Annotated in this window: 18 protein-coding genes; 9 read left to right on the plus strand and 9 right to left on the minus strand. The window is 72.1% G+C overall.

Annotated elements, in window-relative coordinates; all coding sequences use genetic code 11:
- Positions 1-62 precede the first annotated feature (62 nt).
- From Q8W67_RS09740 to Q8W67_RS09755, 4 genes are all read left to right on the plus strand, one after another.
- Positions 63-2,117: a BON domain-containing protein gene (locus tag Q8W67_RS09740; RefSeq protein WP_370693849.1), complete on the plus strand. Its 2,055-nt coding sequence runs from the start codon at positions 63-65 to the stop codon at positions 2,115-2,117.
- Positions 2,118-2,187: 70 nt separating this feature from the next.
- Positions 2,188-2,457: a hypothetical protein gene (locus Q8W67_RS09745; RefSeq protein ID WP_305544421.1), complete on the plus strand. Its 270-nt coding sequence runs from the start codon at positions 2,188-2,190 to the stop codon at positions 2,455-2,457.
- Positions 2,458-2,562: 105 nt separating this feature from the next.
- Positions 2,563-2,733, plus strand: coding sequence for a hypothetical protein (locus Q8W67_RS09750; protein ID WP_305544424.1), 171 nt, complete (start codon positions 2,563-2,565; stop codon positions 2,731-2,733).
- Positions 2,734-2,935: 202 nt separating this feature from the next.
- On the plus strand, positions 2,936-3,640 hold the full coding sequence (locus Q8W67_RS09755; protein ID WP_305544435.1) for a YidB family protein: 705 nt from the start codon (positions 2,936-2,938) through the stop codon (positions 3,638-3,640).
- Positions 3,641-3,873: 233 nt separating this feature from the next.
- Here the strand turns inward: Q8W67_RS09755 and fabF are convergent, their stop codons facing one another.
- The 4 genes from fabF to fabD all read right to left on the minus strand — a co-directional run bounded on the left by fabF (position 3,874) and on the right by fabD (position 7,654).
- A complete protein-coding gene (gene fabF / locus Q8W67_RS09760; protein WP_305544439.1) occupies positions 3,874-5,133 on the minus strand; it encodes a beta-ketoacyl-ACP synthase II in 1,260 nt (419 codons plus the stop codon).
- Between the two features lie 189 nt (positions 5,134-5,322).
- Complete coding sequence (locus Q8W67_RS09765) at positions 5,323-5,562, minus strand: acyl carrier protein (RefSeq protein WP_007559070.1); 240 nt, start codon at positions 5,560-5,562, stop codon at positions 5,323-5,325.
- Between the two features lie 394 nt (positions 5,563-5,956).
- Complete coding sequence (gene fabG, locus Q8W67_RS09770) at positions 5,957-6,694, minus strand: 3-oxoacyl-[acyl-carrier-protein] reductase (RefSeq protein WP_305544441.1); 738 nt, start codon at positions 6,692-6,694, stop codon at positions 5,957-5,959.
- 18 nt (positions 6,695-6,712) lie between these two features.
- Positions 6,713-7,654, minus strand: coding sequence for an ACP S-malonyltransferase (fabD, locus tag Q8W67_RS09775; protein ID WP_305544444.1), 942 nt, complete (start codon positions 7,652-7,654; stop codon positions 6,713-6,715).
- Between the two features lie 243 nt (positions 7,655-7,897).
- On the opposite strand from fabD, the gene rpoZ reads away from it, so the two are divergent.
- From rpoZ to Q8W67_RS09790, 3 genes are all read left to right on the plus strand, one after another.
- Positions 7,898-8,308, plus strand: a complete 411-nt coding sequence (gene rpoZ / locus Q8W67_RS09780) for a DNA-directed RNA polymerase subunit omega (RefSeq protein ID WP_305544447.1) — start codon at positions 7,898-7,900, stop codon at positions 8,306-8,308.
- Positions 8,309-8,510: 202 nt separating this feature from the next.
- Positions 8,511-10,781, plus strand: coding sequence for a bifunctional (p)ppGpp synthetase/guanosine-3',5'-bis(diphosphate) 3'-pyrophosphohydrolase (locus Q8W67_RS09785; RefSeq protein WP_305544450.1), 2,271 nt, complete (start codon positions 8,511-8,513; stop codon positions 10,779-10,781).
- Between the two features lie 357 nt (positions 10,782-11,138).
- Entirely contained in the window at positions 11,139-11,780 is a 642-nt protein-coding gene (locus Q8W67_RS09790) for an NYN domain-containing protein (RefSeq protein ID WP_305544453.1), read from the plus strand.
- A gap of 4 nt (positions 11,781-11,784) precedes the next feature.
- On the opposite strand, the gene Q8W67_RS09795 is transcribed toward Q8W67_RS09790, so the two are convergent.
- From Q8W67_RS09795 to dapA, 3 genes are all read right to left on the minus strand, one after another.
- Positions 11,785-12,354, minus strand: coding sequence for a peroxiredoxin (locus Q8W67_RS09795; protein WP_305544456.1), 570 nt, complete (start codon positions 12,352-12,354; stop codon positions 11,785-11,787).
- Between the two features lie 135 nt (positions 12,355-12,489).
- A complete protein-coding gene (smpB, locus tag Q8W67_RS09800) occupies positions 12,490-12,963 on the minus strand; it encodes an SsrA-binding protein SmpB (protein ID WP_305544459.1) in 474 nt (157 codons plus the stop codon).
- Between the two features lie 15 nt (positions 12,964-12,978).
- Positions 12,979-13,878, minus strand: a complete 900-nt coding sequence (gene dapA / locus Q8W67_RS09805; protein ID WP_305544461.1) for a 4-hydroxy-tetrahydrodipicolinate synthase — start codon at positions 13,876-13,878, stop codon at positions 12,979-12,981.
- Positions 13,879-14,126: 248 nt separating this feature from the next.
- Here dapA and Q8W67_RS09810 point away from each other — a divergent pair, with 248 nt between their 5' ends.
- On the plus strand, positions 14,127-16,382 hold the full coding sequence (locus Q8W67_RS09810) for a lytic transglycosylase domain-containing protein (protein WP_305544691.1): 2,256 nt from the start codon (positions 14,127-14,129) through the stop codon (positions 16,380-16,382).
- 60 nt (positions 16,383-16,442) lie between these two features.
- On the opposite strand, the gene Q8W67_RS09815 is transcribed toward Q8W67_RS09810, so the two are convergent.
- Positions 16,443-17,492, minus strand: a complete 1,050-nt coding sequence (locus Q8W67_RS09815) for a ketopantoate reductase family protein (protein ID WP_305544463.1) — start codon at positions 17,490-17,492, stop codon at positions 16,443-16,445.
- A 354-nt stretch (positions 17,493-17,846) separates the two neighbouring features.
- Positions 17,847-18,455, minus strand: a complete 609-nt coding sequence (locus Q8W67_RS09820; protein WP_305544466.1) for a thermonuclease family protein — start codon at positions 18,453-18,455, stop codon at positions 17,847-17,849.
- A gap of 175 nt (positions 18,456-18,630) precedes the next feature.
- Between Q8W67_RS09820 and Q8W67_RS09825 the strand changes: the two genes are divergently transcribed.
- Positions 18,631-18,954, plus strand: coding sequence for a PepSY domain-containing protein (locus tag Q8W67_RS09825; RefSeq protein ID WP_305544469.1), 324 nt, complete (start codon positions 18,631-18,633; stop codon positions 18,952-18,954).
- Positions 18,955-18,958: the final 4 nt, after the last annotated feature.

Here is an 18,958-nt window from a genome sequence, read left to right on the forward strand (position 1 = left end):
ATGCTGCCGGAAAGGCGGTATGGTCTCGCCACCGGGATCCGCCTGAACTCACGATTGTGCCGTTGCCCGAACCGTTCGCCAGAGGCTTGAGCCGCGCCGGCTGGCTCGCCGGCCTGCCGGCGCTCGCGCTGATCTGGGCGAGCGCGGCCCTCTACGCCGCCCCGCGGATCGCCGACCGGCTGGAGGCCGAGGGCGCGGCGGTGGCGGCCGGCACCGCCACCGCCACCGGCGAGCCCTGGCTGCGGCTGGAAGCGCGGGGCCGCGACCTCGCGGCGGCCGGCGAGGCGCCGGATGTCGGCGAGCGCGAGACCGTGCTGGCCCGGCTCGCCGCCCTGGAGGGGCCCCGGCGGATCGTCCCGGAGATCGGGCTGGTGGAGACGGCCGCGCCGTTCCAGTGGTCGGCGATCCGCACCGGTCCGGCCCGGGTCGCCCTGGAGGGCAGCCGCCCCGTGGAGATCGGCCGGCGGGCCCTGGAGGCGCGGATCACCGGGGCGCTGAGCCCCGGCACCGCGCTGGACGACAGCGCCCGGGCGGCCCGGGGGGCGCCTCCCGATTTCCCGAGCGCGGCGGCGTTCCTGGCGGCGCGGCTGTCGGGGCTCGCCCCGGGCGGCCGGGCGGCGCTGAGCGACACCGTGCTCAGCCTGTCCGGCGAGGCCCTGGACGTGCCGGCCTACGAGGCGCTGCGGGCTTCCCTGTCGGACCCGCCGACGGGCTTCAGCGTCGGGCGGATCGAGATCCTGCCGCCGGCGGTGCCGCATTTCCGGTTCTCGGTGGAGAAGACCGCCCGGGGGATCGTGCTCGACGGCTTCGCGGCCTCGGCGGCGGACCGGGAGGCGGCGTTGCGCGCCGCCGCCGAGGCCGCCGCCGGCGGCGCCGTGGAGGATCGGCTGCACGCCGCCCGGGGTCTCGACCCGTCGATCGACCCCAAGAGCCTGACCGCCTTCGCGTTCCGCCTCGCCGAGCTGATCCAGACCGGGACCGTCGCCTTCGCGGACGACGCCATCTCGGTGACCGGGGACGCCATCGATGGGCAGGCGGTCCCCGACGCGGCAGCGCTGATGCGCGACGCCCGCCCCGCCGGCGTGAAGGCCGGGCCGGTGGCGCTGACGGCGCGGCCGCTCTCGCCCTACCGGGTGACGATCCGGCGGACCCCGGAGGCGGTCACGCTGACCGGCCACCTGCCCGACGACGCCACCCGGGAGCGGGTGCTGTCCGCCCTGCGCCCGCGCCTGTTCCGCGAGCCCGTCATCGACCGCACCCGGCTGGCCGATGGGGCGCCCCCGGATCTCGGCGACGCCCTCGCGGCCGCGTCTCCCCTGGTGGCCAGCCTCGCCTCCGGGGAGGTGGCTGTGCAGGACCGGGCGCTCACGCTGACCGGCGAGAGCCTCTACCGGGAGGCGGCCGCCCGGGTTCCGGACCGGCTGGCCGAGGTGCTGCCCCCCGGCTGGATCGGGCACGCGGCGGTCTCGGCGCGCCAGCCGGCCGAGCAGCGTGACCCGGCCTCCTGCCGCACCGAGGCCGCCGCCGCCATCGCGGGGGCGGTGCTGCGCTTCCCGGCGGGGAGCACCGTCCTGGCGCCGTCCTTCTACCCGGTCCTCGACGCCCTGGCGGCGCTCGCCAAGACCTGCCCAGCGCTGCGCATCGCCGTCTCCGGCCCCGCGGATCCGGCCAAGCCGAAGGTCACGCCGACCCCGGCCGCAGGCCCGGGGGAGGGCGCCCAGCCCGCCGAGCCTGCGCCGACCCGGGTCGCGAGCGCGGCCAAGCCGGGGCCGGCCGACGAGCCATCTGCGCAGCCGGCAAAGGAGGCCGCCAAGGCCCCGCCGAAGCCCGGGGCGGCCACCGCCAAGGCGCCGCCCCAGAAGGCCGCCCAGAAGGCCTCCAGCGGCTCCGACAAGGACACCGAGAAGCACCCCAAGGCGGCGGCGAAGAAGCCCGAGGCCGCCGCCAGGAAGCCTGCCGCGCCCAAGGAGGCCTCCGACGAGCCGCCGCCCGATCTGCCGCGGCTGCGCGCGCAGGCCGTGATGGAGTATCTGCTCCAGGCCGGGGCCCGGCCCGAGCAGGTCGTCGCCGGGCCGGACGCCCCGGCCGGCCCCCTCGCCCTCGCGCTGCTGCCGTGAGGGCCGGAAGCCCCGCCGCGCGCCCGTCCGCCGGGCCGCGTCCACGCGCTCGCAGGGAGGCCGGACGGCCGTGACGCTGCTGCTCGACGGATTCTGGCCCGGGCTCGCCGGGGCGGCCGCGCTCGGCCTGCTGGTCGGCGCCCTGGCGGGCTGGCCGGCCCGGCCCCGCGTGCCGCTGGCGCTCTGCGGGCTGGCGGCGCTCCTGGCGGCTCTGGCGCTGGCCGGGCTCGTCCCGGGCCTGCCCGGCCTCTGGCTGGAGGGCGCCGGCCTGATCCTGCCGCCCTACCTCGCCGGCTGCGCCTTGGGGGCGCTGGGGCGCCGTCTGGCCGCCCGGGGCTGAGACGACCGGACGGGGGGGACCCCCGGCCGGGAACCGGCACGCCCCCCGGCGGCGTTGCTTCTGCGAGAATGGCCCGAGCGGCCTACACCCAGAAGAGGCGATCAGATGCCGAACCTGACGCGCTCCGTACGACGCCACGCCCTCCGCCTGCCGCGCCCCCGGGCCGGCGCCGCCGCCACCGGCCTGTTCCTGGCCGCCCTGGCGCTCTCGGCCGCCACGGTGCCGCTGGGGGAGCCCGGTGCGGCCAGCACCGCGCAGGCCTCGCTGATGCAGTGAGGGGGACCGACAAGAGAGGGGCGGCCCTCGCTCCACCCGAAAACCCGCCCCGTTGATCACAAGCGCCCTCCCCCCACTGCGGGGGAGGGGATGCACACGCGGCGGCCGCTCGCAGCCTGCAACCTTCGAAGGCCCGACAGGCAACCCGCGCCCGTCCGGCGCCGTTGTCCGCCCGGGCCCATCCGGCCCCGGAGTGACGCACATGGGACTGCTCGAATCGGCGATCGGCGGCGTGCTCGGTCAGGTCTTCGGCGGCCAGAGGCAGGGATCCGGGGGGATGTCGCCCCTGGTGAAGGCGCTGTTGATGCTGCTGCTCGCCAAGGGCGCCAGCGGCGGCTTCGGCGATATTTTCGGGCGCGGCCGGCAGGGTGAGCCGGGCCCCGAGGCCGACCGGTCCGGCGGCGCCGGACCCTACGGGCGCGACCCCGGCCAGCACCCCGCCGATGGCGGCGGGCGCGGCTTCCCCAACGACACGGGCGATATCGGCGGCTTCGACCAGTCCGGCGGCCGCCGCGACACCGGCCCGGCCGACCCGTCGCTGCCCCCGGGCGACTTCTCGGATCTCTCCGGCATGCTCGACGGCCCGGGCGAGGCCCCGGCCCGGCGCGGCGCGGCCCCGGACGGGCAGGGGGATCTCGGCGGCCTCGACGGGCTGGTGGACCGCTTCCGCCAGGGCGGCCTCGGCGACGTGATCGAGTCCTGGATCGGCCACGGCGCCAACCGCCCGGTGGCCCCGGACCAGCTCGCCCACGCGCTCGGCCCCGACACGCTCGACACCCTCCAGAGCCAGACCGGGATGGACCGCGCCACGCTCCTGTCCCAGCTCGCCCAGGCCCTGCCGGAGGTGGTGCACGCGCTCACGCCGCAGGGGCGGGTGCCGGGGGCAGAGGAGCGAAGAGGTTGGTAGGCAAGGATTTTACAAAACCTTAAGTTTACAAGCGCGATATCGACCTGGCATCAAGAAAAAGCTTTTGATCCGGCTACGTTAGCTCATCGGGACCGAATTGCTGCATTTTTTAAAACACTTGGCCCGTTTGATCGAGATCGAATTAAAGCATCTCGCTTTGTTCAAGAAATCAGACAGGTCTCATTATCTATCAGAGCCTCTTAGAGTCTGCTTTCACAAGTTATGCGGCACACTTAAACCCGCCGCATCACCAGCGAGGCATTCGTACCCCCGAACCCGAACGAATTCGACAGTACCACGTCCACCTGCTTCCGCTTCGCCTCGAACGGCACGAGGTCGATCTTGGTCTCGACGGAGGGGTTGTCGAGGTTGAGCGTCGGCGGGATCACACCGTCGCGCAGGACGAGGATGGAAAAAATCGCCTCGACGGAGCCGGCGGCGCCCAGCAGGTGGCCCACCGAGCTCTTGGTGGACGACATGGTGGCGTGCGCGGCGGCATCCCCCAAAAGACGCTCCACGGCCTTCAGCTCCAGCTCGTCGCCCATGGGCGTCGAGGTGCCGTGGGCGTTGATGTAGCCGATCTCGGAGGGCGAGATGCCGGCGCGCTTCACCGCGGCGGTCATGCAGCGGAAGGCGCCGTCGCCGTCCGGGGATGGGGAGGTGATGTGGTAGGCGTCCCCCGAGAGGCCGTAGCCCACCACCTCGGCGTAGATCCGCGCGCCGCGGGCCTTGGCGTGCTCGTATTCCTCCAGCACCACGATACCGGCGCCCTCGCCCATGAGGAAGCCGTCGCGGTCGCGGTCGTAGGGGCGCGAGGCCTTCTCGGGCGTGTCGTTGAAGCCCGTGGTCAGGGCCCGGCAGGCGGAGAAGCCCGCGATCGAGAGGCGGTTGACCGGCGATTCGGCCCCGCCCGCCACCATCACGTCGGCGTCGCCGAGGGCGATCAGCCGGCTCGCGTCGCCGATGGCGTGGGCGCCCGTGGAGCAGGCCGTGACCACGGCGTTGTTGGGGCCCTTGAGGCCGTGCGCGATCGAGACCTGGCCCGAGGCGAGGTTGATGATCCGGCCCGGGATGAAGAACGGCGAGATCCGGCGCGGGCCCTTCTCGTGGAGGGTCACCGAGGCGTCGTAGATGCCGCCGATGCCGCCGATGCCGGAGCCGATCAGCACGCCGGTGGCGCACTGGTCCTCGTGGCTCTTGGGCGCCCAGCCGGCATCCTTCAGGGCCTCGTCGGCCGCCGCCATGGCGTAGACGATGAACGGATCGACCTTGCGCTGCTCCTTGGGCTCCATCACCGCGTCGGGGTTGAAGGTGCCGTCGGTTCCGTCGCCGAAGGGGATCTGGGCCGCGATGCGGCAGGGCAGGTCGGCGGATTCGAAGCCGCGGATCGGGCCGGCGCCGCTGTCGCCCGCGATCAGCCGGCTCCAGGTGTGCTCCACCCCGCTGCCCAGCGGCGTGACCATCCCCAGACCCGTGACCACCACCCGCCGCATGCTACCCGTCCCGTCTTGGAGCGCTCCCCGCCGCCACCGACGCCGGTTCATCACCGGAGCGCATCTTGAACACCCGATTGAGGCGGGACCCGACCCGTCCAATGGACCGCGGCGTCCCAGCCTCGAAACGCATAACGGCGCGGGGGCTGTTTCGCCTCACCCGCGCCGCGTGAAATCCGATCCGGCGCCTCAGGCGGCGGAGTTCTTCTCCAGGAACTTCACCGCATCCCCGACCGTCTGGATGGTCTCGGCGGCGTCGTCCGGGATCTCGACGTTGAACTCCTCCTCGAAGGCCATCACCAGCTCGACCGTGTCGAGGCTGTCGGCACCGAGGTCGTCGATGAAGTTGGCGCTCTCGACCACCTTCTCGGGCTCCACGCCCAGGTGCTCGACGACGATCTTCTTCACGCGCTCAGCGATATCGCTCATCGGTCTTCCGTCCTCGTCCTTTTGGTCTGTCAGTCTTCTCAGGGTGGTGCCGTGGCCACGCCGCGCCCTTGCGGGCTTGTTGACGGGCCGGTGTCCGATCGCGCGTGCTTCGAGGTGAACCGGCGAGGTGAACCGGGATGGCCCCGCCGTGGGGCCTTGGACTGAAAACCCGCTGAACCGTCAACCCCCTGTACGGCTGCGGGGTCTGGTAGCACAGGGTTCCAGCCCTGGCGAGAGCCGTTCAGAAACCCTTCATCGGTGTGGCACTTGCGTGTCGGCGGGGGTGATTCGGGGCGCGCGCGGACCCGGATCCGGTCTCCGGGGCGAGGGTCCGGGCTCGGGATCGGGCCGCCGCTCGGCGCGAAGGCCGGCCGCGACCATGCGGGACGATGCCCTAGAACATCGCCATGCCGCCGTTCACGTGCAGGGTGTGGCCCGTGACGTAGGCCGCCTCCGCGGAGGCGAGGTAGACGCAGGCCGCCCCCACCTCGGCGCCCTCGCCGAGCCGCCCGGCGGGCACCCGGGTCAGGATGGTCTCGCGCTGCTTCTCGTTGAGCGCGTCGGTCATCGGCGAGCTGATGAAGCCCGGCGCGATGCAGTTGACCGTGATTCCCCGGGAGGCGACCTCGGCGGCCAGCGCCTTGGTCATCCCCACGAGCCCGGCCTTGGCGGCGGCATAGTTGCCCTGCCCGGGATTGCCGGTGCTGCCGACCACCGAGCCGATGTTGACGATCCGCCCGGCGCGGCGGCGCATCATCCCCTTCACGGCCGCCCGCGACAGGCGGAAGGCCGCCGTGAGGTTGACGGCGAGCACCTGATCCCACTCCTCGTCCTTCATGCGCATGAAGAGGTTGTCGCGGGTGATGCCGGCGTTGTTGACCAGGATGTCCAGAGGACCGATCGCGGCCTCGGCAGCCGGCACAAGCCCCTCCACCGAATCCTTGTCGGAGAGGTCGGCGGCCACGGGGCTCGCCCGCTCGCCGAGTTCCGCGGCCAGCGCCTCGAGCGCCGCCGGGCGGGTCCCCGAGAGCGCCACGGTCGCCCCCTGGGCGTGCAGCGCCCGGGCGATGGCCTGGCCGAGGCCGCCGGTCGCCCCGGTGACGAGGGCCTTCCGGCCGGTGAGATCGAACATGCTGTCGTCCTGCCGTGGTTAGAGCGCGAAGGCCGCGACGTCCGCGGGCGTGCCGATCGCGGTGGCCGTCGCCTGCGGCGCGATGCGCTTGACGAGGCCGGTGAGCACCTTGCCGGCGCCGAGTTCGTGGAAGCGGTCGACGCCCGACGCCGCCATCGCGGCGACGCTCTCGCGCCAGCGCACGGTGCCGGTGACCTGCGCCACCAGCGCCGCCCGGATCGCCTCCGGCTCGGAGACCGGCGCGGCCGTGACGTTGGCGTAGAGCGTCACGCGCGGGGCGTTCAGGGCGACGGCAGCCAGCGCCCGCGCCATCGCCTCGGCGGCGGGCGCCATCAGGCGGCAGTGGAACGGCGCCGAGACGTTGAGCATGACCGCGCGCTTGATCCCGCGCCCGGTGGCGATGCCGAGGGCGCACTCCACCGCCGGCCGGTCGCCCGAGAGCACGACCTGGCCGCCGCCATTGTCGTTGGCGACGTCGCAGACCCCGCCGCCGGATTCCAGCGCCGCCGCTTCGGCGATGGCCCGGGCCGCCTCGAGATCGGTGCCGATCAGCGCCGCCATGGCGCCTGCCCCCGGCGCCACCGCCGCCTGCATGGCCTCGCCGCGCAAGCGCAGCAGACGGGCCGCATCCGCGACGGAGAGGCTGCCGGCGGCCGCGAGCGCCGCGTATTCGCCGAGCGAATGCCCCGCCACGCAGGCCACGTCGCGGGCGAGGTCGAGGCCGCGCTCGGCCTCCAGCACCCGCAGCACCGCGAGGCTCGCCGCCATCAGGGCCGGCTGGGCGTTGGCCGTGAGGGTCAGTTCCTCGGCCGGGCCCTCGAACATCAGGCGCGAGAGCGGCTGGGACAGTGCGGAATCGACCTCGTCGAGCACCGCCCGGGCCTGCGGAAAGGCCTCCGCGAGATCCCGGGCCATGCCGACCGCCTGGCTGCCCTGGCCCGGAAAGATGAGTGCGCGCATGGCCCGTCTGGTCGCTCTCGCCGTGCGACGCGCGAACGCCGCCCCTGTCGGCAGAAATCCTGTGATGAGGGCCGCGGAGTCGCACCCGCGGCGGCGGGTGTCAACAATGCGCCGCACAATCATCGACGCGCCCGCCAGACGCGCGTTCGGCGCAACCCGCTGTGCTTGTTGCACAACGGCATTCCGTGTAGAGTGCCGTCACACCCGACATCACCCGTCGCTTAAGCTGAGGAGCCGCCCCGCATGGCGCGCGTCACCGTCGAAGACTGCATCGAGAAGGTCGAGAACCGTTTCGAGCTCGTGCTGCTGGCGAGCCATCGGGCGCGTCTGCTCGCCGCCGGCGCCCCGCTCACCATCGACCGCGACCGCGACAAGAACCCGGTCGTGGCCCTGCGCGAGATCGGCGACGAGACGATCACGGCCGACGACCTCAAGGAGCAGCTGATCCACTCGATGCAGAAATACGTCGAGGTCGACGAGCCGGAGGCCGAGACCGTGCCGCTGCTGTCGAGCTCGCCCGCCGCGGCCGCGGTGGCGCCGCAATCCTCCAGCGACGAGGCGGCGGTCCAGTTCGACCGCATGAGCGAGGAGGACCTCCTGCGCGGCCTCGAGAACCTCGCACCGCCGGTCGAGACCGACGACGAGGGCGAGTGAGCCTCACCGCGTGGGTCTGGACGATCACGACCTGAGCGAGACCGGACCCGGCGGAGACGCCGGGTTCTCTCGTTCCGAGGGCGACGCGGCCGCGGCCGGCGCTTTTCCCTCGCCGGGGACTGGCGCGCCACCCCGCGTTGCGGGAGGATCGGGCGCGACCCCGACACCGCGTGCTCCCCAGGAGGCGACGATATCCCGGCGGATGATGCGCCAGTACGAACTCGTCGAGCGGGTCAAGCACTACAATCCTGCCACCGACGAGGCTCTGCTCAACCGCGCCTACGTGTATGCCATGCAGGCGCACGGCACGCAGAAGCGCGCCTCCGGCGACCCGTTCTTCGCGCATCCGCTCGAAGTCGCCGCGATCCTCACCGACCTCCATCTCGATGACGCCACCATCGTGGCCGCGGTCCTGCACGACACCGTGGAGGACACCGAGGCGACCCTGGAGGAGATCCGCCGCCTGTTCGGCGCGGAGATCGGCGCCCTGGTCGACGGGCTGACCAAGCTCAAGCGGCTCGATCTCGTCTCCAAGCAGGCCGCCCAGGGCGAGAATTTCCGCAAGCTGCTGCTGGCCGTGGCGGCGGACGTGCGCGTGCTTCTCGTCAAGCTCGCCGACCGCCTGCACAACATGCGCACCCTGCAGCACATGCGGGAGGACAAGCGCCACCGGATCGCCCAGGAGACGCTGGACATCTACGCGCCGCTCGCCGGCCGCATGGGCATGCAGGAGCTGCGCGAGGAGCTGGAGGATCTGGCCTTCCGCAACATCGAGCCGGAGGTCTACGCCACCATCACCCAGCGGCTGACGCGGCTCACGGCCAAGTCCGAGCGCGTGGTCGAGACCATCGCGCAGGTGCTGACCGAGAAGCTCGGCGCCCAGGGCATCACCGCCGAGGTGAGCGGCCGGCAGAAGCGGCCGTTCTCGATCTGGTCGAAGATGGAGCGCAAGTCGGTCGCCTTCGAGCAGCTGTCCGACATCTTCGGCTTCCGGGTGGTCGTGGACACGGTGCAGGACTGCTACGCGGCGCTCGGCATCGTCCACACCAGCTGGCCGATGGTCCCCGGCCGGTACAAGGACTACATCTCGACGCCCAAGCAGAACGATTACCGCTCGATCCACACCACGGTGATCGGGCCGAAGAGCCAGCGCGTCGAGCTGCAGATCCGCACCAGCGCCATGGACGACATCGCCGAGTACGGCATCGCCGCGCACGCGCATTACAAGGACCTCGGCAAGGAGGCCGGGAAGGACCTGGCGCGCCGCGAGGGCGAGGGCAGCGTGCATCCACGGCTGGCGGCCGAGAGCGGCGCCTACCTGTGGCTGCGCCGGACCATCGAGCTCCTGGCCGAGGGCGACAGCCCGGAGGAGTTCCTGGAGCACACCAAGCTGGAGCTGTTCCAGGACCAGGTATTCTGCTTCACCCCGAAGGGGCGGCTGATCGCCCTGCCGCGCGGCGCGACGCCGATCGACTTCGCCTACGCGGTGCACACCGATGTCGGCAACTCGGCGGTCGGCGCCAAGATCAACGGCCGGATGGCGCCGCTGCTGCACGAGCTCGCCAACGGCGACGAGGTCGAGATCAGCCGCTCGGACGGGGCCTCGCCGCCCGCCGCCTGGGAATCCCTGGTGGTGACCGGCAAGGCCCGGGCGGCGATCCGGCGGGCGACCCGGACGGCGGTGCGCCGGCAATATGCCGGGCTCGGCCGCCAGATCCTCGACCGGGCGTTCGAGCGCGCCGCCAAGACCTTCTCGGAGGACAAGCTGCGCGGCGCCCTGCCGAGGCTCGCCCGGGCGACCACCGAGGACGTGTTCGCCGCCGTCGGGCGGGGCGAGATGTTCTCCGGGGACGTGGTCCGCGCCGTGTATCCCGACCATCGCGACGAGCGCCGGCCCGCCACGCCGCAGGGCGCGATGAACGGCGCCGGCCGCCTCGTGCGCTCGTCCGACCAGACGATGCGGCTGACCTTCGCGGGTGCCGAGGGCGGCAAGGAGCGCGGGACCTCCGAGGACCGGGCCGACGCGATCCCGATCCGGGGCCTGGCGGGCGACCTTCCGGTGACCTTCGCGCCGAACGGGGGCGCCGTCCCGGGGGACCGCATCGTCGGCATCCTGACCCCCGGGGTCGGCGTCACCGTCTACCCGATCCAGTCCGCGGCGCTCGCCGCCTTCGACAACGAGCCGGAGCGCTGGCTCGACGTTCGCTGGGACACGGAGGCCTCGGGCAGCGAGCGGTTCCCGGCCCGGCTGGCGCTGAAGTCGATCAACGAGCCGGGGGTATTCGCCCAGATCGCCCAAGTGATCGCCGACCACGACGGCAACATCGACAATATCTCGATGAAGCGCCGCACCCAGGATTTCACCGACATCACCATCGACCTGTCGGTCTGGGACCTCCAGCACCTCAATGCGATCATCGCCGAGCTGCGCGGCAAGCGCCCGGTCAACAGCGTCGAGCGGGTGAACGGCTGAGCTCCGCCCCGTGGCAGGCAGACCTCAGGTTCGCCGCTTCAACTCCAGCATAGCGTCACGACACCGAAGCGAGATACATCCCGATACGCATTCTTCATCTGTTTCCCCGAAAATCGACGGCCTCGATGTCGGTAGTTCTTCAAGTCTACTTGACATAAGCGCGCTCCGACCGAATGGTCGGGCGGCCTGGGTGACGGTCACATGGAAAGGGACCGGACTTTACTTCTACGCCCCGGATTTCAGGCCCTATCGCCGTTCGATCGCGACGATGCGTCCCCGGGCAGTCGCCCCGGACCGCGCCCGGCCGTTTCATCACACGATTTCCGTCAACCGACATTCTTCAGGATTCACTTATCCATGACCGCGATGCACCGCAGCGCCCTCTTCATCGACGGCGCGAACCTGTACGCCACCACCAAAGCCCTCGGCTTCGACATCGATTACAAGAAGCTGCTCAAGGAATTTCAGGCCCGCGACAATCTTCTGCGCGCATTCTACTACACCGCGATGATCGAGGATCAGGAATATTCCTCGATCCGTCCTCTGATCGACTGGCTCGACTACAACGGCTACCGCGTCGTGACGAAGCCCGTGAAGGAGTTCACGGACTCGACGGGGCGGCGCAAGTACAAGGGCAACATGGACATCGAGCTGGCGATCGACGCCCTCGAGCTCAGCCCGCACATCGACCACATGGTGCTGTTCTCCGGCGATGGCGACTTCCGCTCGCTGGTCGAGGCGATGCAGCGGCGCGGCGTCAAGGTGACGGTGATCTCCACCATCCAGACCCAGCCGGCGATGATCTCGGACGAGTTGCGGCGGCAGGCCGACGAGTTCGTGGACCTCGCGAGCCTCGCAGCCCGGATCGGGCGCGAGCCGAGCGAGCGGCCGATCCGGGCTCCGGGCGAGTCCCCCAGCCGCTACCGCGGCGAGGGCCGGTCGAACCCGAGCCTCGAGAACCGCTACGGCATCCGCCAGCCGGAGGCCGAGGAAGGCTGAGCCGTCACGTATCCCGGCCGTCGAGCCAGTCGAGCACCTGTTGCGCGCTGCGGTCGGCCGGGAAGACCGGGTAGAACAGGTGGCTGACCACGCCATCGTCGATCACCAGGGTGAGGCGGCGCAGGAGCACCTGTCCGCCCGCCTCGAAGACCGGCAGGCGCGCCGCGAGCGCGAAGGCGCGGTGCGGATCGGCCAGCAGCGGGAACGGCAGGTGCAGGCGCCCGGCCGCCTCGCGCTGATAGGCGCTCGTCTGCGTCGAGAGGCCGAAGACCTGGGCGACGCCGCGTTCCTTCAGGGCGGCGTGGTGGTCGCGGAAATCGCAGGCCTGAGGCGTGCAGCCGCGCGCGCCGGGGATCGCGTCCCAGTCCGGCGTGAGGCCGGGCCGGCCCGGCTCGCCGGTGCGCGGATAGGCGTAGGCCACGGTGCGGCCGGAGAGCCGCGCGAGCGAGACCGTGCGGCCGTCCGTGGCGGTGAGCGCCACGTCGGGCAGCCGCATCCCGCGCAGGTGATCGGCGGCGCCGTCGTCGACGGGGGCCGGAAGGCCGGCGGGCAGGGCGTCAGGATCTGATGACATGGCCGGAATGCCTCCACGAACAAGCGACGGGGGAGACCGGCCCGAGGCCCGGTCCGCTCGGAGCCTGCCTCGTCCCGGCCGCCGATTCGGTGTGCGTCCCCAGGCGAACCCGGCCGTCCTTCGGCCGAAGACGCCCTAGCCGCGGTCCCGCAGCAGCCGCGCCCGGTCGCGCTGCCAATCGCGCTCCTTGGACGCCTCGCGCTTGTCGTGGGCCTGCTTGCCCTTGCCGAGGCCCAGCTCGACCTTCGCGCGGCCCTTGTCGTTGAAGTAGATCTTCAGCGGCACCACCGTGTAGCCCTGGCGCTGGGTCGCGCCGATCAGCTTGTCGATCTGGCGGCGGTGCAGCAGCAGGCGGCGCGGGCGCTTGGTGTCGTGGTTGAAGCGGTTCGCCTCCAGGTATTCCGGGATGTAGGCGTTGAACAGCATCAGGTCGTTGCCGGAGGGCCCGGCATAGGCTTCGCCGATCGTCGCCTTGCCGCCGCGCAGGGACTTCACCTCGGTGCCGGTCAGCGCGATGCCGGCCTCGAGGGTGTCCTCGATCGTGTAGTGGTAGCGCGCGGCGCGGTTGTCGGCGACGATGCGTCGGCTGGGCTCCGGTTTCGGGGCCATGACTGGTGACCTTCCTCAGCCTTCGAGGAGACCGGCGTGGCGCAGGGCGTCGTCCACGACGCGCCGCGCGGCGTCGGAGATCGGCACCAGCGGCAGGCGCAGCTCCTCGGTCATGTGGCCGAGCCGCGCGAGCGCGTACTTCACCGGACCCGGGTTGGCCTCGACGAACAGACCGGCCTGGAGCGGGAACAGCCGATCCTGGATCGTGAGCGCCTTGGCGTAGTCTCCCGACAGGGTCGCCTCCTGGAGATCGGCGCAGAGGCGCGGCGCCACGTTGGCCACCACCGAGATGCAGCCGTGGCCGCCCTGGGCGTTGTAGCCGAGCGCCGTCGCATCTTCGCCCGAAAGCTGGATGAAGCTCTCGCCCATGGCCTGTCGCTGCTGGCTGACGCGGTCGATCTTGGCGGTCGCATCCTTCACGCCGGCGATGTTCTTCAACGCGAAGAGCCGGGTCATCGTCTCGACGCTCATGTCGACGACGGAGCGCGGCGGGATGTTGTAGATGATGATCGGAATGCCGACCGCATCGTTGACGGCCTTGAAGTGGGCATAGAGGCCCTCTTGCGTCGGCTTGTTGTAGTACGGCGTCACCACCAGGACGGCGTCGGCCCCGGCGCGCTCCGCGTGGCGCGCCCGCGCGACCGCCTCTGCGGTCGAGTTGGAGCCCGCGCCCGCCACCACGGGCACGCGCCCGCCGGCCTCGTCGATGCAGGCCTCGACCACCCGGTCGTGCTCGGCATGGGTGAGGGTGGGGCTCTCGCCGGTTGTGCCGGTTGGCACGAGGCCGTGGCTGCCCTGCTCGATCTGCCAGCGAACGAATGTCCGGAACGCGGCCTCGTCGAAGGCACCGTCCCGGAACGGCGTCACAAGCGCGGTGAGCGAGCCCCGCAGGCGGCTCCCGGTCATCTCGGTCATCTCAGGCGTCCCAAAGGGTCTCAGCTGGGGTCTCGGCGTTCTCGGCGCCGCTCGTCCTGCGCGCCATTCGGGCACGGACGGGCAGACATAGGCGGTCGCGCCACGGCGCGCAAACAGATCGTGGCGAGGGTTGACGCGATCTTAATGGTCTCGCGCCGATCCTCGATTCTTTCCACTCCGGTCGTGAGAAGGGGGGAAACGTGATCCGAGCCCTGGCCTCGAAGCGCACGCCCCTCGCGGCGGCCGCGCTGGTCACGACCCTCGGGGTCGCGCTCGCCGGGCCGATCGGCGCGGACGCTCCGGCCGGTCAGCCGACGCCGCCCGCGAGCGATGCCGCCCTGTCACCGGCCCAGGTCAAGGGCGCCGTGGCCGAGAAGGCCGCCGACCCGGTGGCCGCCGACGCCCTGAAGCTCGATCCTGTGCGGGCCGCCAAAGGCGACGAGAAGGGGGAGGAGCCCGCCGGGACGCTCCCCGCCGCCGCCGCCGCCTACGCGTCGGCCGACCCCGACGCGGCCGTGGCCTTCCCGCTGCCCGACGCCGCCGTCACCCCGGCCGCCCCGGTGCCCGAGGTGCCGGACCCGGGCCGTCCGACGATCTCGGGCGACACCGATCCGACGCTGCTGCGCGGTGCGATCGATCTCTACCGCAAGGGCCGGGTCGCCGACGGCGACCGGATGCGCGACGGCTTCAACGACCCCGCGGCGCGGGCGCTGCTCGAATGGGTGGCGATCCGCGCGGGCGCCGGCATCGGCTTTTCCCGCACCGTGGCGTTCGCGCGGGCCAACCCGAGCTGGCCGGCGGGCCCGCTGCTGCGCCGCCGGGCCGAGGAGGCGCTGCTCTCCGAGCGCAAGCCGGCCGCCACGGTCCGGGCCTATTTCGCCACCGCCAAGCCGGTGAGCGCGCCGGGAAAGTTCGCCCTGGCGCTGGCGCTGCGCGCCGACGGCTACGACGGGGATGCCGCCGAGATCGTGCACGACCTCTGGCGGAGCGAGAGCTTCGGGCGCAGCCTGGAGGCGAAGGTGATGGACGCCTTCCCGGGGGTGCTCACCCGGATCGACCATCGCTACCGCATGGAGCGGGCGCTCCTGAAGGACGATTGGGAGAGCGCCGGTCGCGCGGCCGGCTATGCGGGCGGCGCCTATGCCAGCCTCGTGCGCGCCCGCCGGGCCGTGGAGGACAAGTCCGGCGCCCCGGCCGCGCTCGCCGCGGTGCCCCCGTCCCTGCGCAGCGACGCCTCCTACATCTTCTCCCGGGCGCAGTATTTCCGCCGGGCCGACAAGCCCGAGGAGGCCGCCGCGATCCTGGCGGCGGCGCCGAGCAACCCGGACGTGCTGGTCGACGGCGACGAGTGGTGGGTCGAGCGCCGGATCGTGGCGCGCAAGCTCCTCGACCTCGGCGACGCCAAAACCGCCTTCGCGGTGGCGAGCGGCCACGCGGCGCGCACCCCCGAGAAGCGGCTGGAGGCCGAGTTCCACGCCGGCTGGATCGCCCTGCGCTTCGCCGGCGACCCGGCGAGCGCCGCGCAGCACTTCGCCCGGATGGCGACGATCGCCGAGAGCCCGGTCTCGGTGGCGCGCGCCGCCTACTGGCAGGGCCGGGCGGCCGAGGCCCTGGGCCAGACGGAGGAGGCCAAGCGCGACTACGAGCGGGCCGCGCTCCAGCCGATCGCCTATTACGGGCAGGTGGCCCGGGCGCGACTCGGCCAGACGAGCCTGCCCCTCCGCGCCCCCGCGGAACTCGAGGGCGTCGAGCGGCAGGCCTTCGAGGACCGCCTCTACATCCGGGCCCTGCGCCTGCTCGGCGAGGCGGGGCTCAAGGACCTCGCGCTGCCGCTCTACATCGACGCCGCTCGGGACCTGACCGACCCGCGCGAGGTCCAGGCGCTCGGCGACCTCGCCGCCGAGATGAAGGACGCCCGCGCCCTGGTGGCGGTCGGCAAGCTCGCGGTGCAGCGCGGCCTGCCGCTGGACGCCCACGCCTACCCGACAATCGGGATCCCGGATTACGAGACCTTCTCGGCGGTCCCGCAGGTGGAGCGGGCCATGGTCTACGCCATCGCCCGGCAGGAGAGCCAGTTCGATCCCCGGGCGCAGTCCGGCGTCGGCGCGCGGGGCCTGATGCAGATGATGCCGGCCACCGCCCAGCGCACCGCGCGCCGGGTCTCGGCCGCCTTCGACGTCGACCGCCTGACCAGCGATCCCGCCTATTGCGCCAAGCTCGGCCAGGCCCATCTCGGCGAGCTGATGGAGGATTGGCGCGGCTCCTACGTGCTCGCCTTCGCGTCCTACAACGCCGGCGGCGGCAACGTGAAGAAGTGGATCGACGCCTACGGCGACCCGCGCAAGGGCGACGTCGACGTGATCGACTGGGTCGAGCGGATCCCGTTCACCGAGACACGCAACTACGTGCAGCGGGTGATGGAGAACCTGCAGGTCTACCGCTCGCGGCTCGACAACCGCAGCGCCCTGCTGATCGACGGCGACCTGCACCGCGGGGCGCGGTAGGGGCGCCCCCTGGGCGGGTGCCGCGTGAGGCCGGACGGGCCCGCCCCACGCGGCTCCGGATCACCCCTCGATGATCCGCTCGTCGAGCTTCCGATCCACGGTCTCGACCGTGCGGTCGATCTCCGCGCTGGGTTCGCCGATCTGGTGCGAGATCAGCTTCACGAGCAGATCGACGCGCTCGATGAACGGCGCCCCGTTGGCGACCGCCCGTGCCGCCGAGGACGGCTTCAGCAGGCTCTCGGCCGCCTTGGCGTATTTCTCGAACGGCACCTGATCCGCCGGATCGGCCCCGAGGCGCCGTGCGATCGCGTCGACGTGCTCGTAGATCGCGCGGGAGCGGGCCAGATCGCCGTGCACGGCGTCGTGGATCGATTGCGGCTCGCCCGGCGTGATGCAGCGGTAATTGCCGGTCAGCAGCATCGACCATTTCGCGAGCGGCACGAACAGCGAATCGAACACCTTGAGCTTCACCGGCACGTCCTGCCCGTCGAGGCGCACCGCGTCGATGTCCGCCTCGAGCTCCCGGAGCATCTGGTTGTGCGCCGCGTCCGCGAAGGTCGCGGCCTTGAAGTTCGTCGGCAGCCCGACATGGAGCACGTTCGCGCCCTCGTCCGGCGGCCGGAAGGCCTGCGGATCGGGTGAGCAGAGCGACATCAGCCCCGGCTCGAACCGGTCCCAGACGCCGGCATTGGTGTAGGCGTCCTCAAGCGCCATGGCGGCGAGCGCCGGGATGCGCTTGAGATACGGCAGCGGCGGCATGTTCATGATCGACAGGCACGGCAGCTTCGCCGCGGCGATCTTGATCATGAGGACCCGGATCGTGTGGTTATTGTACTGCGGCTCCTGCATGGCCAAGCCGACCAGGTCGTAGCGCGAGACGTCGACGTCTTCCGGCGGCGTCGCGTCCAGCGTGCCCGGCAAGTCGCGCGACAGGATCGACCGGTGGGTCGCCTCGTCACGCAGCTTGATGCGGACATCGGTGCCTTCGCGGTTGATCAGATCCGCGGTCTTGCGTCGGCAGACCAGGGTCACGTTGTGCCCGGCCATCAGCAGCTTGGTCGCGAGCAGGGAGCCGTAGGAGGCCCCCAGAATCAGAATGTTCCTCGGCACGTCAGCTCCCCAGCATTCGTATCGCTGTTTATCTGTTGGTTGCGGGGCGCTGCGCATCACGGCACGGCCCCATCCGCACGACCGAGGGATGGCAGCCGGCCCGAGGGAAGGCAACCCTGCCGCCGCTCTCTCCAGGGCTCCGAGCCTGGGCCCACAGAACGCGCGGCAACCTGCTCGTCCCGGACAATCGACGACACACGCTCCGTCATTCCGGGGCGCCGAGGGCGAGCCCGGGATCCGGAACCGTCCCCTGGTCCGATCTGAGCGCATGGCGGTTCCGGATTCCGTCCCCCTGCGCGGTCCCGGAATGACATGTCGGGCCGGGTTCGAAATCCCCAGGCCGCCCGCCCCGTCTCAGATCGCCGGTGCGAAACCCGCGCTGCGGAGCGCGGCCGCGTCGGCGCGCCGGCCCCGCCGCTCGGCCGGGTCCTGGAACACGCCGGACCACAGGCCCAGGCGGCGCCCCCAGGCGCGGTCGGCCGCCGCCGCGTAGCCCGGCGCGGCCCCGCGATCGGGCAGAGCGAGGCCCCGCCCGACCATCCAGGCCGCGAGATCCTCGTCGCCGATCCGGCAGAGCGCCACCAGCGCGCCGCCGGCATCGCGCGGACGCGGCTCGCAGGTGATCGCGGCCCCGCCGATATGATCGGCCAGCGCCCTGGCGGCCTCCCGGCCGCAGGCATAGGGGCGGTCCTGGGCATCCGAGCAGGTCTGGTCGGCGTCCGGCGCGGCGATGCCGAACAGGCTGACGCGGCTCGGCCCGACCATCAGGGTTCCGCCGTCGATCACCCGCGCCGTCCCGCGCAGGGCCTCGTCGGCCCGGGCAGGGGCGTGCCAGGCGAGGCCGCCCGCCAGGACGCCGACGAGAAGCGGCAGGCGTGAGCGGCTCGAGGCCGGGTCGGGGCACAGCAGGGTGCCGGCGAGGCCGGCCGCGCAGGCGAGGAGGGCGCCGAGGATCAGGGACATGGTATCGCGTCTCCGGGACAGGTATGGGCTCCCGTATGCCCGGGAGACGCCCCGCGACCCTGACGGCGCCTGTCAGCGTCCCGTCAGGCGGGCCCCCCCCATCCCTCGGCCGTCGCAGGGTGATTCCGGACGATCGGAGTCCACGTCGTCCCATCCTGCCCGAGCCCGCACCCGCATGACCCTGCCCCCCTCGCGCCGCACCGCCCTGCTCCGGCTGCTCGCCGGGGGGACGTTCGCCTGCCTGAGCCTGGCCGCCCTTGCCTCCGAGGATGCCGATCGCGCCCGCCGCGCCCTGGAGCGGGGCGAGATCCGCCCCCTCGACGCGGTGCTGCGCGCGGCCCGCGAGGCCGTGCCGGGCGACGTGGTGGCGGTCGATCTCAAGCACGACGACGGGCATTGGCTGTACAAGCTGCGCATCCTCGGCGCCGACGGGAAGCGCCGGACTTTGAAGATCGATGCCGGCTCGCTCAGGATCCTGGACGAGGACGACGATGATTGAGGCA

It is taken from the genome of Methylobacterium sp. NEAU K (assembly GCF_030700285.1).
GTDB lineage: Bacteria > Pseudomonadota > Alphaproteobacteria > Rhizobiales > Beijerinckiaceae > Methylobacterium.

What these genes read in the sequence shown, in the direction of transcription:
- Q8W67_RS09750 (WP_305544424.1), top strand. Translation starts at nt 2,563, where the DNA reads ATGCCGAACCTGACGCGCTCCGTACGACGCCACGCCCTCCGCCTGCCG.
- Q8W67_RS09755 (WP_305544435.1), top strand. Translation starts at nt 2,936, where the DNA reads ATGGGACTGCTCGAATCGGCGATCGGCGGCGTGCTCGGTCAGGTCTTC.
- fabF (WP_305544439.1), bottom strand. Translation starts at nt 5,133, where the DNA reads ATGCGGCGGGTGGTGGTCACGGGTCTGGGGATGGTCACGCCGCTGGGC.
- Q8W67_RS09765 (WP_007559070.1), bottom strand. Translation starts at nt 5,562, where the DNA reads ATGAGCGATATCGCTGAGCGCGTGAAGAAGATCGTCGTCGAGCACCTG.
- fabG (WP_305544441.1), bottom strand. Translation starts at nt 6,694, where the DNA reads ATGTTCGATCTCACCGGCCGGAAGGCCCTCGTCACCGGGGCGACCGGC.
- fabD (WP_305544444.1), bottom strand. Translation starts at nt 7,654, where the DNA reads ATGCGCGCACTCATCTTTCCGGGCCAGGGCAGCCAGGCGGTCGGCATG.
- rpoZ (WP_305544447.1), top strand. Translation starts at nt 7,898, where the DNA reads ATGGCGCGCGTCACCGTCGAAGACTGCATCGAGAAGGTCGAGAACCGT.
- Q8W67_RS09785 (WP_305544450.1), top strand. Translation starts at nt 8,511, where the DNA reads ATGATGCGCCAGTACGAACTCGTCGAGCGGGTCAAGCACTACAATCCT.
- Q8W67_RS09790 (WP_305544453.1), top strand. Translation starts at nt 11,139, where the DNA reads ATGACCGCGATGCACCGCAGCGCCCTCTTCATCGACGGCGCGAACCTG.
- Q8W67_RS09795 (WP_305544456.1), bottom strand. Translation starts at nt 12,354, where the DNA reads ATGTCATCAGATCCTGACGCCCTGCCCGCCGGCCTTCCGGCCCCCGTC.
- smpB (WP_305544459.1), bottom strand. Translation starts at nt 12,963, where the DNA reads ATGGCCCCGAAACCGGAGCCCAGCCGACGCATCGTCGCCGACAACCGC.
- dapA (WP_305544461.1), bottom strand. Translation starts at nt 13,878, where the DNA reads ATGACCGAGATGACCGGGAGCCGCCTGCGGGGCTCGCTCACCGCGCTT.
- Q8W67_RS09820 (WP_305544466.1), bottom strand. Translation starts at nt 18,455, where the DNA reads ATGTCCCTGATCCTCGGCGCCCTCCTCGCCTGCGCGGCCGGCCTCGCC.
- Q8W67_RS09825 (WP_305544469.1), top strand. Translation starts at nt 18,631, where the DNA reads ATGACCCTGCCCCCCTCGCGCCGCACCGCCCTGCTCCGGCTGCTCGCC.